The following is a 14,101-nucleotide window of genomic DNA, read 5'->3' as shown; positions in this document are numbered from 1 at the left end:
ACAGAATTTATTGGAATGGGTTATTGACTTTTGTCAATTATTAAATCATCAAAATTTACTTTTCAGTACTGTTAATATTATTGACAGCCTTATTATTAATTTTCATTTGAAGCACGTCGTCCATTTGTTGCCAGGTTAATTTTTTTGCGATGATTCGTTTATCCTTATCCAGCAAATACAAAGTAGGGGTTTGAGTTACGTCATACAATTGTTTGTAGGAAGGTCTTTTCGCATCTTCATCGATTTTCTTTTGCTGATCAGTTTGATAAACGTTTATCCAGCTTTGCAAATTGTACGTATTCATAAAATCCTTCCATTTGGATTGTTCTTTTGTATCGGTAAGTACTCCGTAGATCCTCACACCCTCTTTTCGCCATTTGGCATGATACATTGAATCCATTTCCGGCACTTCCTGCCGGCAGTGGCTACAGGTTGGATCCCAGAAACATACAATAGTATAAGGGGCAACTACATTATACAGTGGCATCGATTGGCCCGACGAGTCAACCATTTCGAGATTAGCTGCCTGTTCCCCAATAAGGTTAGACATTAACATGTACGCCCTGTTTGAAATCGCTGTCAACTGTTTTTCATTGAGCCACGATGAAATCCCTTTTGAATGATACCTTTCAAACAAGTGAACAAACACGGCATCCTGCCCCATGTATTTCGGATATATGTACTCATCTGTAAGCCAGTTCAACAAAAACTTATACATCTCGGGAGCTGTTCTTGCTCTCAGTAATAAATAATCGGACTCTTGAATAATAGAGTCGGGCGCAGGGGATAACACTTCCCTAAAATATTTTTCCACTTTCGGTAAAAAAAATGGCGTACGAATAATACGGTCATCCATAAACGTAATTCCGTCCCAATAATGTTGCTTATAATAATTGTAATTATTTACCGAGTCTTCCCGGGTAACGGGCTTTGCAATTAAAACCTTCGGCTCCTTCATACTCGTGAGCAATGCGGCGAGCATAGACTCTGGATGTTCCTTTATTATCTTGTCCCTGTAGTCATTTAATTCTTTGTTAAGATCATTATATTTCTTTTCATGCAAAAGACTATCGTTTTTAGTTTTCGATGCCTTATAACTATTTATTTCTGCCTGCAAATCGGCTCCTTTAGCTGCGACAAATTTTTGATATTGCTGAAACAGAATATTTTCTTTCGAGCCTGTTACTGTTGTTTTATTGATAAGGTCCGAGGTATCAGCTTTAATTGATATTACCTGTTCTTTATCGACAAGAAAATCAAACAATTTATTTTTACCCGGAAACACTATTGAATAAACACCCGGAAGCAGCTTTTCATTTTTTTCGAAAACTGCAACACCTTTGCCGCTTATAATGGCGGAATCTTCTATATTAATATTTTTGCCATAATAATACGTGAGGTAAGCCAACCCGTTGGTGTAATTAGGCGTTTGTAAAGTAACCTTGAACCCCTGCGCAAAAGAAGCACAGAACATGGTAAGAAAAACAATTAGGCTAAAAAATATCTTCATGATTTTGGGATGGGGAACAAAAATATTTAAATTGATTAAAAATCAATAGTCATGCAAAATACTTAACATTTTGTAGTAATTATAATTAACCCTCAGGCACATATCCTATTTTTACTTTTAGATGAAAAGAAAAAAATTCACGCTGGAAAACGTACCTGTGACGGATTATGCTGCAGAAGGCAAAGCGCTTAGCCGGGTTGACGGTAAAGTTGTTTTTATTGAAGGAGCAGTACCCGGCGACACTGTTGATATATTAATTACACGAAATAAAAAAGACTGGGCCGAGGGAAGGGTAATTGCTGTACGGGAATTTAGTAAAGAAAGGGTTAAGCCTTTTTGTGTTCATTTTGGAATATGCGGCGGATGCAAATGGCAAATGCTTCCTTACAACAAGCAACTTGAATATAAACAACAGGAAGCGTCGGATGCTTTTAAGAGAATAGGCAAACTAACTGATATAAAAATGTTGCCAATTATTGGTTCCCATGAAACAACGTGTTACCGGAATAAACTCGAATTTACCTTTAGCAATAAAAAGTTTTTGACACCAGAAGAATTAAATGAATTGCGAGATGATTCCTGGCCAGGCGGCGCAATAGGTTATCATGTTCCGCGACTGTACGACAAAATAATTGACATCAACGAATGCTGGTTAATGGATGATGTTAACAATATAATCCGTAATACGCTGCGTGATTTTTCGATTGCTAATGACTATAGTTATTATGACATTAAGGAACATAAAGGCTGGCTGAGAAATTGTATTATAAGATATTCTACAATAGGAGAACTAATGGTGAATCTCATTTTTGGTTATGATGATAAACGTCAACGAGAAAGAATATGTAAACACTTAATGGAAAAAGTTCCATCCATCACAACATTATTGTACACGATAAATTCAAAATGGAACGATACTATTTATGACATTGAAACAAATGTTGTTACCGGGAAAGGATATATAATTGAAAAGCTGGAAGATTTTAATTTTAAAATTTCTCCAAAATCATTTTTTCAAACCAACACAAAACAGGCTGAGAAGTTATATAACGTGGCAAAAGATTTTGCCGCGTTGAATAATAATGAAATTGTCTATGATTTGTATTGTGGTACAGGAAGTATCGGAATTTTCCTAAGCAACCAGGCGAAAAAAATTATTGGTGTTGATGTTGTTGAAGATGCAATTAAAGATGCAAAAGAAAATGCTTCGCTCAATAATATTACTCATGCATCTTTTTTCTGTGGAGATGTTATAGAAATTTGCAACGATGCCTTTTTTATTGAACATGGCCGTCCTGATACAATTATTGTTGATCCACCACGGGCAGGCCTACACGCAAAACTTATCCAAAAACTTTTGGATATCGCTCCTGAAAAAATTGTATATGTAAGCTGTAATGTAGCCACACAAGCAAGAGATCTTCAACTACTCAGCGAAAAATTTTCTGTTGAGAGGTTACAGCCTGTTGATATGTTTCCTCATACACATCATATAGAATGTGTGGCCCTTTTGAAATTGAACTAACCCTCTAAAAGTATTGACTGATACGGATTCCGGGCGTTACTCCCTTTAAAAAAATTATTAAAATACAGGGAAGGTTCAATTGTTGTTTTTGCTACTGAAAGTTTGCCGGCACCAAACCGAAAAGTATTTTTCTCAAAATAATCTCCGTTTCTATCAATAAGGCAACCCAATGAAAAAACTGCACTGAAGGAAAGATCTTTCCTGGCAGGTAACTGAACAATTAAATTAAAAATTTCGGTTGCCGATAATTTATCAAGTGCATCTTCCTGCAAAGGCGTTTCCAGTGCTGCAGCTTCTGTTACTATCGAGAATACATTTTTTTTTCGCAAAAATATCAGGCATTCATTAATCATAAGTTTCTTTAGCCACATGTATAGAGCAGCATCACCTTTGTAGCTAAAGCTGTTTATTTTTTTAAAGAACTTATAAAAACCATCAAGCATCAGTTCTTCAGCATCCTCCGGGCTCTTTACATAACGGCGACATATTATATGCATTTTTTCTGCCCACTGGTCGAACAGATATTTCTGAGCGGCACTACTTCCACGCCTAGCTTCTTTAATCAGTTCTGATGTTTCCATGTAAAAAATCTACAAATGTTGCATTGGTTTATAAAGGTATAAATGCATGTTTATAAAAAATAGTTGCCGGGTTAAGATTAATTTATTCTTGTTACACTCTGAACTGATTATAAACAAAAAAACCATCCTTTTACAGATGGCCCTTCTAAGAAAATTATTTAAAGAAATTACGCAGCATTCACTTCCGCAATCTTTGCTCTTATCTTTCCTTCAAGTTCGTTAGCCAATTCAGGGTTATCAACTAAAAGTTGCTTAACTGCATCCCGGCCTTGGCCAAGCTTAGTAGTATCATAACTAAACCAGCTACCACTTTTTTGAATAACCCCCATTTCCACACCCATATCAATTATCTCCCCGGTTTTTGAAATGCCCGCCCCATAAATAATATCAAATTCAGCAACACGAAATGGAGGTGCTACCTTATTTTTAACCACCTTCACTTTTACGTGGTTTCCAATAGATTCGTCACCATCTTTAATTTGTGTCATACGACGAATATCAAGCCGAACGGATGCATAAAATTTTAGAGCATTGCCTCCGGTAGTTGTTTCCGGATTACCAAACATTACACCTATCTTTTCTCTTAATTGATTAATAAATATGCAGCAACAATTCGTTTTGCTAATAGTGGCTGTCAATTTTCTTAAAGCCTGGCTCATGAGCCTGGCTTGCATGCCCATTTTGCTGTCACCCATTTCACCTTCAAGTTCACTCTTGGGAACCAGTGCAGCAACTGAATCTATAACTACTACATCCAATGCGCCCGAAAGTATTAACCTGTCCGCTATTTCCAAACCCTGCTCCCCATAATCAGGCTGGCTTATTAAAAGATTATCTACGTCTACGCCTAAACGTTTTGCATAAGCACTATCAAAAGCATGCTCGGCATCAATTATGGCACACATACCACCTTTCTTCTGGGCTTCTGCAATTACATGAATAGCAAGCGTTGTTTTACCTGAAGATTCAGGACCATATATTTCAATAACCCGGCCCTTGGGCAATCCGCCAATTCCTAATGCTACGTCGAGCCCGATAGAACCGGTAGAAATTACAGCCTGGGGTTCCTGCGAACGTTCGTTCATCATCATTACACTTCCTTTTCCAAAGTCTTTATCTATTTTATCGATAGTAAGCCTGAGCGCCTTAAGTTTCTCGGAGCTTTTATCACCATTTTTTTCAGTATTTGCCATAAAAAATTAATTAAGCTTTTATAATTCTGTAAAGTTATTAGTTGTGTAAAGATATATATTATAAGTTATCAACACTAATTTATTTAGTATTATTTGACAAATAAATTAGTTATTTATCGTTGATTAATTTTCCGTTTATGCTGCAAAATAGAAAGGAGTTGTAAAAGCAAATTTTTCAAATTTTTGATCTATTTTCATAGGAAATTCGGCAAATGAAATTTATTGCTGCCGCCACGGTCATTGGTATGATTTTCTTTTCTTGCAACAATGATTCTCAAAACGAAAAAGCTGTTGTGGAAAAAGATACTGCAAAGATTGAGGATACCATAGTTCTAAAAGATTCCCTTAAGGATTCAATAATTGATGATAGTCTGCCTCTGGGTGTCTACCAGGGAATATTTCCATGCAAAGACTGTGATGGCGTGCAACAAACGATTCTTTTTAACGCTGACAAAACTTTTAGGGAAGAACAAATGATCTGGAGTAAAAACGAAGGTTCTAAAATAAGTGAAGGTTACTGGCAAATAAAAAATGGTAAAATTGAATTGATTCAAAATAATAAACCCGTAATAAATTTCATTAAAAAAAGAGATACTTTATTGGCAGTTGAAATTAATGGAATTCTAATTCGCAATTCATCAAACTATATGCTCACGAAAAGAAACCTTGCCATCAACAATCCGATTTGGGAAAAGAAGAAACGGGATGGTATTGACTTTTCAGGAGTCGGGAACGAGCCTTTTTGGAGTCTCGATATCGATTTTAAAAAAACAATTTCATTCAAATTGGCAGATTGGAAAAAACCTGTTGTAACGGGTGTAGTAAAACCAATAATCAATAAAGACAGTACAATCTATAAGCTTAAGTCTGACACGACAGTGTGGACTATTACTATTTATCCGCAGTTTTGCAACGATGGAATGAGCGATTATTTATATCAGCATAAGGTAAGTGTGGAGTACAACGGCATACGTTATAAAGGTTGTGGAGTAATGCTTACTAACAAAAATTCTCAATAAATTTGTGACTTATTTATTGAAGTCTTTTTAATTTTTAAATTATTTAAGTATGCAATGGCAAGGCAGGCAGGAGAGTGATAATGTGGATGACCGCAGAGGCATCACCGGTGGTCATGTGGCAGTTGGCGGAGGAATTATTGGCGTAATCTTCATATTGGCAAAATTCCTTTTAGGTGGCGGAGATGTAAATCAACTGCAACAGGATTTACAGCAGCAACAGCCCCAGCAGCAGGAAATGTCTGCAGAGCAAAAGGCAGCTGACGATAAAGAAGCTTCATTTGTAAAGGTGGTACTGAAAGATACAGAGGATGTATGGACGAAAATTTTTGGTGACATGGGTAAAACCTATACTAAGCCAACTCTCGTTCTCTTTCGGAATGCCACAACTTCCGGATGCGGAGAGGCAAGCTCCCAAAGCGGGCCTTTCTATTGCCCGGCGGATCATGATGTGTATATAGACCTTTCATTTGCACAGGAATTGAATCAGCGTTTTAAAGTTGCGGGGGATTTTGCCATGGCTTATGTAGTTGCTCATGAAGTAGGGCATCATATTCAATACCTTCTTGGAACAACCGAAAAATTACAAAGGATACAACAGCAGGTTAGTGAAAGTGAATACAATAAATATTCTGTAAAACTCGAACTCCAGGCAGATTTTTATGCAGGAGTTTGGGCACATTACGATCAGCAAATGAAAAATGTAATTGATCCTAACGATATTGAGCAGGCGCTGGTAGCGGCCAATGCCATCGGAGATGACAGGTTGCAGAAGGAAGCTACCGGCACAGTAACTCCGGATGCCTTTACCCATGGAACTTCGGCACAAAGGATGTATTGGTTTAAGAAAGGATATGATACGGGTGACCTAAGCCAAGGAGATACTTTCTCTGCAACTAATTTATAAAGTTTTAGTGCTGGAACACTATTTTAGAAAGTTGACTTATTCTTTCCTGAAAGTACTTCGCATTTCAGTTTATAATTTTTGAAATAGAATAATAAGGTCTATAATTTTTCTTCAAATGACCTTATAGAATGTAGGCTAAAATTAAAAAGGCTTGATTTATTCAGCCTCTTCCTCAATTGTATCTTTACCCTTCTTTTTAGGCGAAGATTTACTAATCTCAGCAGAACTAACATTTTTAATTGACAACTGGAACTTCGTATTGAGGCTTATCTCGTAATTATTTTCATTTATGATTTGTTTGGCTCCATCGTCTTCTAATATTACAGCGGCAAGATGCATTGCCAGTTCTGAGCCACTAATCACATTGCCCACTTTCCCGTCGGTAAGTTCAATAGTGAATTTGTAGCCGGCCTTTCTTCCAGTTCCGGCTCTTTCAAAATCAACCCTGTTCAAATCCAATACCTGGTCCCCGGTGGCAGATTTTTTCATTAATATTTTAATAATGGGTAAATATTTTTTCCAGATGTGATTGTACATTAAGAATTTTAATTTAATTTTTTTTTTGGGGTATTATCCGGATAAAGGAAACCGGGAACCGATGTAAAGATATGCTAACTGATTTACAATAAAATTACTGTAATTTTTTTACCCAAATGAATTATTTGCAGATAGAATACAAAGCCAAATCTCCACGTTATCAAAAAAGGAATTTTAATGCTCCTAAATTAAGGACTCCAATGACCTAAAACAAAACTCCCGGCCAAACAAGCCGGGAGCCTCCTGATTAAAAACTACACACACTTTTATATTCCAAGAACCCTGGTATTAAAATCCTTCAAATTCGCTTTATAACACTTCCTTTCGCCCTCAAAGTACCGATCTGCGAATATTTTCGAGTGCTAAGTTTTATATTTTTCCCCAATAATTTCCTTCCATTTAGCAAATGGCAACATCCACTTATCAAGCGGCAATTTTTAATATATTTGTAAACAGCTTTACGGTCCTATAAGCCACTTGTAAATTAATGTTACGTGGGGTAATAGTATTCACTAAATTTGTTGCAAGTCTCAACTTTCTAATTGAATGGCATTAATAGAATTCAAATTACCAAAATCGGTTTCAAGAGCTTTAAACATTCCTGTGAGCTCCCCTAAGAGACAACAATTGAAAGTGCTGACAAAGTTGTTAAGAAAATCCCGTTTTACAGAATTTGGCCAAAAATATCTATTTGATGAAATTCTTTTAAGTCGCCATCCGGGGAAAGCTTTTCAACAAATAGTTCCAACTTATAACTATAGCAAAATTTTCAATGAATGGTGGTATCGGGCACTGGATGGAAAACCAGATGTATGCTGGCCTGGTATCATTAAATTTTTTGCATTAAGCAGCGGAACCAGTGAATCGTCCAGTAAATATATTCCAATAACAAAAGAGTTAATAAGGGCAAATACATTAACCAGTATTCGTCAGCTTATTAGTTTGGCAACCTATACAAATGTTCCAAAATCATCGGTTGGCAAAGGATGGCTTATGCTGGGCGGCAGTACGCACTTACAAAAGTCCGCAACATACTATGCGGGCGACCTCAGTGGCATTCAGGCTAAAAATATTCCTTTCTGGTTTCAGGGAATGTATAAGCCGGGAAGAAAAATTGCAAAGAACACTGATTGGTCAAAAAAATTAGATGAGATAGTAGAAAAGGCGCCGGAATGGGATATTGCATTTTTGGTTGGAGTTCCGGCATGGGTGCAGTTATGCATGGAAAAAGTAATTGAGCGTTATAATCTTAAAAATATCCATGAGATTTGGCCTAATCTTGCGTTTTACGTACATGGCGGAGTAGCGCTGGAACCTTATAAGAGAGGATTCAATAAACTTTTGGGCAAACCTATTACTTATATCGAAACCTATTTGGCGAGTGAAGGTTTTCTTGCTTATCAAAACAGGCAGGATGCCAAAGGAATGAAGCTGGCACTTAATAATAATATCTTTTTTGAATTCGTTCCTTTTGATTATAACAATTTCGATAGTGAGGGGAATATGGTGGCCAATCCTGAAGTATTGATGATTCATGAAGTGGAAGAAAGCAAAAATTACGCAATTCTTATAAGCACCAATGCCGGAACATGGAGATACCTGATCGGTGATACAATAAAATTTGTTGACATTGAAAAAAACGAAATAATCATTACAGGACGTACAAAGCACTTTTTGAGCCTTGTCGGCGAACACCTGAGTGTAGATAATATGAACTGTGCAATCAAACTCGTTAGTGAAGAACTTAATATATCCATCGGTGAGTTTACAGTTGCCGGCGTGCCATATGGCAACTTCTTTGCTCATCATTGGTTTATTGCAACAAACGATACGGTGAATTCGGAAAAGCTAAAGATCATGATTGATGAAAAGCTAAAAGAACTCAATGATGATTATGAGGTGGAAAGGAAGCATGCTCTCAAAGAAATTTTTGTTGATGTATTGAGCGAAAAGACTTTTATGAATTTTATGAAAGCAAAAGGCAAGGTAGGAGGTCAACATAAATTTCCAAGGGTATTAAAAGGAAAAATGCTTGAAGATTGGCAAAAATTTTTAAAAGGCGAAAAAGTTGAAATTTAAAATTTTATTGACTCTATCCTGCTTTAAGGTTGAAATTTAATATTGTAGTTTTATATTCCTTCTTTTTCTTAATAATTAAATATCTCTCCTATACATGGCAGATGTTCTTGAAGCAATACTCAAAGGTCTTGCAATGGGCCTGCTACTGGTAATTTCCGTTGGCCCCGTAATATTTACCATAATTAAGCAAAGTGTCAATAACGGAAAAGAGGGTGGCTTTAGCTTTGTTATCGGCGTATGGGCGAGTGATCTTTTATTGGTGCTTTTAAGCAATATTTTTTCTGAGTTGGTTACGCGTCTCCTCGATTTCAAAAAACCTATCGGCATTACCGGAAGTTTTTTCCTCATAGCAATGGGAGTTTATTATCTTTTTTTTAAAAAGGTTCCATTACATCCCGAAGATGTTTCTTTACCTCCGCTAAAAGCCAGTGACCATGTAAGAATTGCTATACAAGGTTTTTTGCTAAACACCTTAAATCCGGCAGTCATTGCTTTCTGGCTTACAGCCGCTACTGCGATCGCGGTTACTCATACAATAAAGGAACGAATAATTATTTTCACCACTACTCTAATTATAAACATGACTGCAGATGTAGCAAAAGTAACACTGGCAGGCAAGCTAAGATCAAAATTAACCGTGCATAATATCAGGCTAATTAATAAAATTTCCGGCCTGATCCTGGTCATCTTTGGCACGGTATTGCTCACTGGCGTTTTATTCTTTGTAAAAAACACTTGATCCAATGAAAGCCATATTTGTTTCATTTATAGGAATTTTATCTTTCATTTTCGCAGCAGGACAATCTTCTGATTTACTTATTCTCAAAAAAAATAATCGCACCATACAAACTTTTTTTCCCGGCAATGAAATCGTTTTTAATACATCAACAAGATATTTCGATGCTTATATACAATCAATTAATCACGATTCTTTATTTCTGGTTCAATATGATGTAAGGCAAGTGCCCACGAGCCTTGGCATATACATACTTGATACTTTAGGCACCTATCCTTTTGCGGTCAATTACAAAGAAATAACCGGCTTTGGAAGTAACGGAAATAAAAAATTTGATTTGGCTGCATCCGGAGGAGCCTTAATGGGGGGTGGCCTTCTGTTAGCCACAGTTGGTTTGGGAACATGGCTCTTTACAAAACCTAATACACGATATTATGCAAGTCCATATCTCGTTGGTGGAGCGGCATTACTTGCAGGCATAGGTTACCTTCTTGCAAAATCAAGTGGTAAGAAAATGGCGCTTGGAAGAAAGTATACCCTTGAGTACATTACCGTTAAATAAAAATTGATTTATTGGATAAAAAAACAGATAGAACAAGCCTAGTAAGAAGAATCCTGCGCATCATTGTAAAAACAATTATTTATGGCTTTCTCTTTTCCATTATATACATTGTGCTTTGCAAATGGATAAATCCTCCTATAACGCTCACGCAAATGGCAAGTGTATTTGAAGGCCACGGATTACATCGCGATTACGTGGGCATCAATGAAATGAACCCCAATGTGAAACTGGCGGTAATGGCCAGTGAGGACCAGTTATTCCCTGATCATAATGGTTTTGATTTTAAAAGTATTCAAAAGGCTATGAAACACAATCAAAAAAGCAAATCGTTGCGGGGCGCCAGTACTATAAGCCAGCAAGTGGCAAAAAATGTTTTCCTGTGGCAACATGGTGGCTATTTTAGAAAAGGCCTGGAAGTATATTTTACTTTTATGATTGAAAAATTTTGGAGCAAAAAACGTATTCTCGAAATGTATCTGAATGTGGCTGAAATGGGAGAAGGTGTCTTTGGAGTAGAAGCGGCCTCCGAACACTATTTTAAAAAGCATGCAAAAGATTTATCAAGAAAACAGGCGGCGTTAATAGCAGCATGTCTTCCTAACCCAAAGGGATACACGATAAAACCCTTATCTGCTCATGTAGCTACCCGGTATCCCTGGATATTGCGGCAAATGAATCACCTTGAAGCTGATCCGGATGTTAAAGAATTAATCAAATAAATTTCTATCCCTTATCGAGCTCGCTTATAAAAAGTTTCGCTTTTGTTAATCTTTCATCATAGCTGCCGGTAATATCCGTCCACGGTACCGATTGATTAATTAATAAGTCTTTGTAATAACGATATAATTTATTTCTCGTTACCATATCAGGGTATTCTCTTAAATCATCTTTCACCCATGGCAAATCAGTATTGCAAAGAAGATATCCGTCGTAACTTCTTTCGGCAATGCGATTCAAGATCCAGTTGTGACATTTATTAAAAACAAACTCGCACCATACTTTCATCACGTACATATCGGTATCAATAAAAAGAATGCCCGATGTTTGGTGATGGACGTCTGATATTGGTCTCTCTCTTTGCTCTGAAAGATGATCTTCAACCAGTTCTTCAAGGTTAATTTGCCCTTTCGCAATAGTAAGTAAATCATTATAAGAATAACCTGTTCCGTTTTTTTCAAGAAAGTCCCTGGCGTATTCGGGTACCCAACTGGTTTTATAATAATCTGCTAGTTGGCTGCATAAAGTACTTTTTCCCGTAGACTCCGGACCAATGACAACAAATTTTTTTATTGTTTCCATTCAGGTAGTTCTTCTTTTTTAATTTTGAGTTTTTTTGCTTTTTTTGCCCACTCATTCAACCCCCAGAAAGCCATTATCAAAAGGATTATATAATAAATGCTTGTGAATACATAGTGCTTAACAAAATACAAAGGAATAGAAGCAATGTTGGTAGCAATCCACCAATACCAGCTTTCCACTTTTTTCCTTGCCATTAACCACATTGCTGTGAACGCAGTAGCGCTTGCAAATGCATCGGCCCAGGGAATAGCGCCCGGCGCAAAATCCCTTTTCAAATAGGTCAGTGAATAAAAAATGGTAATGTAAAACACTGCAAAAAAAAGTATTTGCCTCAACCATTCCTTTGCATCAGACCTTGTAATTAATACAATATGTTCCTGTTGCTGATTTTTTTTAGCCCATAGTATCCATCCATAGATGCTCATAACGGTGTAATAAAAATTTACCGAAGCCTCGCCCAATAAACTTCCTCTTACACTTATATAAACATAAATTATAGTATTTACTAACCCAACGGGGTAGACGAGAATATTTTCTTTGCGGCTATACCATACACTTGCAATTCCGAAGAACACAGCAATATATTCCAGCAACGTTGTCTGCTGCATATCAGAAACAAACTGTTGATAGACTTCTGAAAAACTCAAATGATAAATTAAAGAATCAAAAATAGGTTACATCATAATAAAAAAGGCACCTGCTTTGAGATGCCTTAAATAAATTTTTTCTGAATTCTATCAATCTGCTTCCGCTACTACTTCTTTCACTTCCGGAATCATACGCTTCATCATACCCTCAATCCCAGCTTTTAATGTGATCATCGAGGAAGGACAACCACTGCAACTTCCCTGTAGCATCAAGTTAACTTTTCCGTCCTCATAACTTTTAAATTGTATGGCTCCACCATCCATTTCAACTGCAGGTTTTACATAATTTTCCAGTAATTCTTTTATTCGCTTCACTACATCTCCATCGTCAAGACTAACTTCATTAGAGCTCGTGGTCTTTCTCGAAGCAATCTCTTCTTCGTTAATTATTGTTTTCCCTTCTTCGAGATACTCTCTTAAAAATTGCTTTATGGAAGGAATAACATCCTGCCAATCTTCAGTTTCATTCGTTTTTGTGAGCGTAATAAAATTACTGGCAATAAAAACTGATTTTATAAAAGGAAAACTAAACAATTGCATGGCAAGTGGAGATGCCTTTGCGCTTTCCTCATCCTGAAAGTCGACACTTTTGCCTGGATATAAAAGTTTATTGGCAACAAATTTCATCGTTTCCGGGTTCGGCGTCATTTCTGTATATATACTGATAACCGGATTTCCTGTTTTAATCATATTATAAAATTAAGATAACAAAGTTAAGAATATTTGCGGTGAGTAGAAGTTAGATGTCTCTTAAGTTGCGCAAATAAGCTCTTTTTCCGCTTCCCGAAAAGGCATTTAATTCAATTTTTATTCCACAATCCTCAGCTTTGCGTAGTTCAACATGATCTTCTTTTCTCCATTGTGTTCAAATTTAACAGTAGCAACAGGATTATGAGCAGCTCCCTCCATTTTTATAACCTCGCCAAATCCAAATTTTTGGTGTTCTATTTTTTGGCCCGCCTGTAAATTACTTGTGTCGCTTGGGGCAAATCCTTCTGTTGGCGTGTGTTCTTTTATTTTTACGACAGGTGATGTAACAAGGTATGCAGGTTTTTCAACCGCGGATTTACGAGTTTCTTTAGGGTAACTATTAATCCCTTTATTACCATTATTGAATGCATTCCAACTATTCGTTTGATTGTTGCGCATGTTGCCCGCGGCAAAAGCTCTATCCAGTCTTTCTTCAGGTAACTCGTCAATAAACCGGCTTGGATCATTTTGAGTAAGATTTCCGAAACGATATCGTGTATTCGCATACGTTAGCCAAAGGCGTTGCTTAGCCCTCGTCACTGCTACATAAAACAATCGCCTTTCTTCTTCCAGTTCTTCCCTTGTATTAATTGACATGGCATTTGGAAACAAAGTCTCTTCGAGGCCGCCAACAAAAACGACCGGAAATTCCAATCCTTTTGCTGCATGTATAGTCATTAGCTTTACCACATCGCTTTCTCCTTTATCATCATCAGCATCTGTTAAAAGCGTTATTTGTTGGAGATAACTCCCAAGGCT

The 14,101-nt window shown here is 36.8% G+C and carries 15 protein-coding genes; 7 read left to right on the top strand and 8 right to left on the bottom strand.

All coding sequences use genetic code 11. The features are described 5' to 3' along the window. Positions 1–55: 55 nt before the first annotated feature. Positions 56–1,510: a redoxin domain-containing protein gene (locus tag ACO1O5_RS20555; protein ID WP_486273617.1), complete on the bottom strand. Its 1,455-nt coding sequence runs from the start codon at positions 1,508–1,510 to the stop codon at positions 56–58. 121 nt (positions 1,511–1,631) lie between these two features. Between ACO1O5_RS20555 and rlmD the strand changes: the two genes are divergently transcribed. After that, a complete protein-coding gene (gene rlmD / locus ACO1O5_RS20550) occupies positions 1,632–3,035 on the top strand; it encodes a 23S rRNA (uracil(1939)-C(5))-methyltransferase RlmD (RefSeq protein WP_486273615.1) in 1,404 nt (467 codons plus the stop codon). Here rlmD and ACO1O5_RS20545 read toward each other — a convergent pair. Together ACO1O5_RS20545 and recA are read right to left on the bottom strand one after the other, a co-directional pair. After that, entirely contained in the window at positions 3,032–3,616 is a 585-nt protein-coding gene (locus tag ACO1O5_RS20545) for an RNA polymerase sigma factor (RefSeq protein ID WP_486273613.1), read from the bottom strand. The genes rlmD and ACO1O5_RS20545 overlap by 4 nt on opposite strands. Before the next feature lie 167 nt (positions 3,617–3,783). Beyond that, positions 3,784–4,809: a recombinase RecA gene (recA, locus tag ACO1O5_RS20540; protein WP_486273612.1), complete on the bottom strand. Its 1,026-nt coding sequence runs from the start codon at positions 4,807–4,809 to the stop codon at positions 3,784–3,786. A gap of 212 nt (positions 4,810–5,021) precedes the next feature. Between recA and ACO1O5_RS20535 the strand changes: the two genes are divergently transcribed. Both ACO1O5_RS20535 and ypfJ read left to right on the top strand, forming a co-directional pair. Continuing rightward, positions 5,022–5,828, top strand: coding sequence for a copper resistance protein NlpE N-terminal domain-containing protein (locus ACO1O5_RS20535; protein WP_486273611.1), 807 nt, complete (start codon positions 5,022–5,024; stop codon positions 5,826–5,828). A gap of 49 nt (positions 5,829–5,877) precedes the next feature. After that, a complete protein-coding gene (ypfJ, locus tag ACO1O5_RS20530) occupies positions 5,878–6,732 on the top strand; it encodes a KPN_02809 family neutral zinc metallopeptidase (RefSeq protein WP_486273609.1) in 855 nt (284 codons plus the stop codon). 156 nt (positions 6,733–6,888) lie between these two features. Here the strand turns inward: ypfJ and ACO1O5_RS20525 are convergent, their stop codons facing one another. Then, the gene (locus ACO1O5_RS20525) at positions 6,889–7,269 is read right to left on the bottom strand and encodes a hypothetical protein (protein ID WP_486273607.1); all 381 of its coding nucleotides are present in this window, start codon (positions 7,267–7,269) and stop codon (positions 6,889–6,891) included. A gap of 546 nt (positions 7,270–7,815) precedes the next feature. On the opposite strand from ACO1O5_RS20525, the gene ACO1O5_RS20520 reads away from it, so the two are divergent. From ACO1O5_RS20520 to mtgA, 4 genes are all read left to right on the top strand, one after another. Then, positions 7,816–9,348, top strand: coding sequence for a GH3 family acyl-acid amido synthetase (locus ACO1O5_RS20520; protein WP_486273606.1), 1,533 nt, complete (start codon positions 7,816–7,818; stop codon positions 9,346–9,348). 94 nt (positions 9,349–9,442) lie between these two features. After that, the gene (locus ACO1O5_RS20515) at positions 9,443–10,087 is read left to right on the top strand and encodes a LysE family translocator (RefSeq protein WP_486273604.1); all 645 of its coding nucleotides are present in this window, start codon (positions 9,443–9,445) and stop codon (positions 10,085–10,087) included. Between the two features lie 4 nt (positions 10,088–10,091). Then, positions 10,092–10,646, top strand: coding sequence for a hypothetical protein (locus ACO1O5_RS20510; RefSeq protein WP_486273602.1), 555 nt, complete (start codon positions 10,092–10,094; stop codon positions 10,644–10,646). An 11-nt stretch (positions 10,647–10,657) separates the two neighbouring features. After that, on the top strand, positions 10,658–11,365 hold the full coding sequence (mtgA, locus tag ACO1O5_RS20505; RefSeq protein WP_486273600.1) for a monofunctional biosynthetic peptidoglycan transglycosylase: 708 nt from the start codon (positions 10,658–10,660) through the stop codon (positions 11,363–11,365). A 4-nt stretch (positions 11,366–11,369) separates the two neighbouring features. On the opposite strand, the gene ACO1O5_RS20500 is transcribed toward mtgA, so the two are convergent. From ACO1O5_RS20500 to ACO1O5_RS20485, 4 genes are all read right to left on the bottom strand, one after another. Next, entirely contained in the window at positions 11,370–11,945 is a 576-nt protein-coding gene (locus ACO1O5_RS20500; RefSeq protein ID WP_486273598.1) for an AAA family ATPase, read from the bottom strand. Next, positions 11,933–12,592, bottom strand: coding sequence for a nicotinamide riboside transporter PnuC (pnuC, locus tag ACO1O5_RS20495; protein ID WP_486273596.1), 660 nt, complete (start codon positions 12,590–12,592; stop codon positions 11,933–11,935). Before pnuC ends, ACO1O5_RS20500 begins: the two co-directional genes overlap by 13 nt. A 90-nt stretch (positions 12,593–12,682) precedes the next feature. Next, positions 12,683–13,282: a NifU family protein gene (locus ACO1O5_RS20490; RefSeq protein ID WP_486273594.1), complete on the bottom strand. Its 600-nt coding sequence runs from the start codon at positions 13,280–13,282 to the stop codon at positions 12,683–12,685. A 117-nt stretch (positions 13,283–13,399) separates the two neighbouring features. Further along, a partial coding sequence (locus ACO1O5_RS20485) for a 3'-5' exonuclease (RefSeq protein WP_486273592.1) occupies positions 13,400–14,101 on the bottom strand: 702 nt, incomplete at its 5' end.

The organism is Ginsengibacter sp. (assembly GCF_057362405.1).
This window is presented reverse-complemented; position numbering and strand designations above follow the sequence as displayed.

Excerpts from the sequence above, each read along its gene's own strand:
- ACO1O5_RS20555 (WP_486273617.1), bottom strand. The coding sequence starts at position 1,510 with ATGAAGATATTTTTTAGCCTAATTGTTTTTCTTACCATGTTCTGTGCT.
- rlmD (WP_486273615.1), top strand. The coding sequence starts at position 1,632 with ATGAAAAGAAAAAAATTCACGCTGGAAAACGTACCTGTGACGGATTAT.
- ACO1O5_RS20545 (WP_486273613.1), bottom strand. The coding sequence starts at position 3,616 with ATGGAAACATCAGAACTGATTAAAGAAGCTAGGCGTGGAAGTAGTGCC.
- recA (WP_486273612.1), bottom strand. The coding sequence starts at position 4,809 with ATGGCAAATACTGAAAAAAATGGTGATAAAAGCTCCGAGAAACTTAAG.
- ACO1O5_RS20535 (WP_486273611.1), top strand. The coding sequence starts at position 5,022 with ATGAAATTTATTGCTGCCGCCACGGTCATTGGTATGATTTTCTTTTCT.
- ypfJ (WP_486273609.1), top strand. The coding sequence starts at position 5,878 with ATGCAATGGCAAGGCAGGCAGGAGAGTGATAATGTGGATGACCGCAGA.
- ACO1O5_RS20525 (WP_486273607.1), bottom strand. The coding sequence starts at position 7,269 with ATGTACAATCACATCTGGAAAAAATATTTACCCATTATTAAAATATTA.
- ACO1O5_RS20520 (WP_486273606.1), top strand. The coding sequence starts at position 7,816 with ATGGCATTAATAGAATTCAAATTACCAAAATCGGTTTCAAGAGCTTTA.
- ACO1O5_RS20515 (WP_486273604.1), top strand. The coding sequence starts at position 9,443 with ATGGCAGATGTTCTTGAAGCAATACTCAAAGGTCTTGCAATGGGCCTG.
- ACO1O5_RS20510 (WP_486273602.1), top strand. The coding sequence starts at position 10,092 with ATGAAAGCCATATTTGTTTCATTTATAGGAATTTTATCTTTCATTTTC.
- ACO1O5_RS20500 (WP_486273598.1), bottom strand. The coding sequence starts at position 11,945 with ATGGAAACAATAAAAAAATTTGTTGTCATTGGTCCGGAGTCTACGGGA.
- ACO1O5_RS20490 (WP_486273594.1), bottom strand. The coding sequence starts at position 13,282 with ATGATTAAAACAGGAAATCCGGTTATCAGTATATATACAGAAATGACG.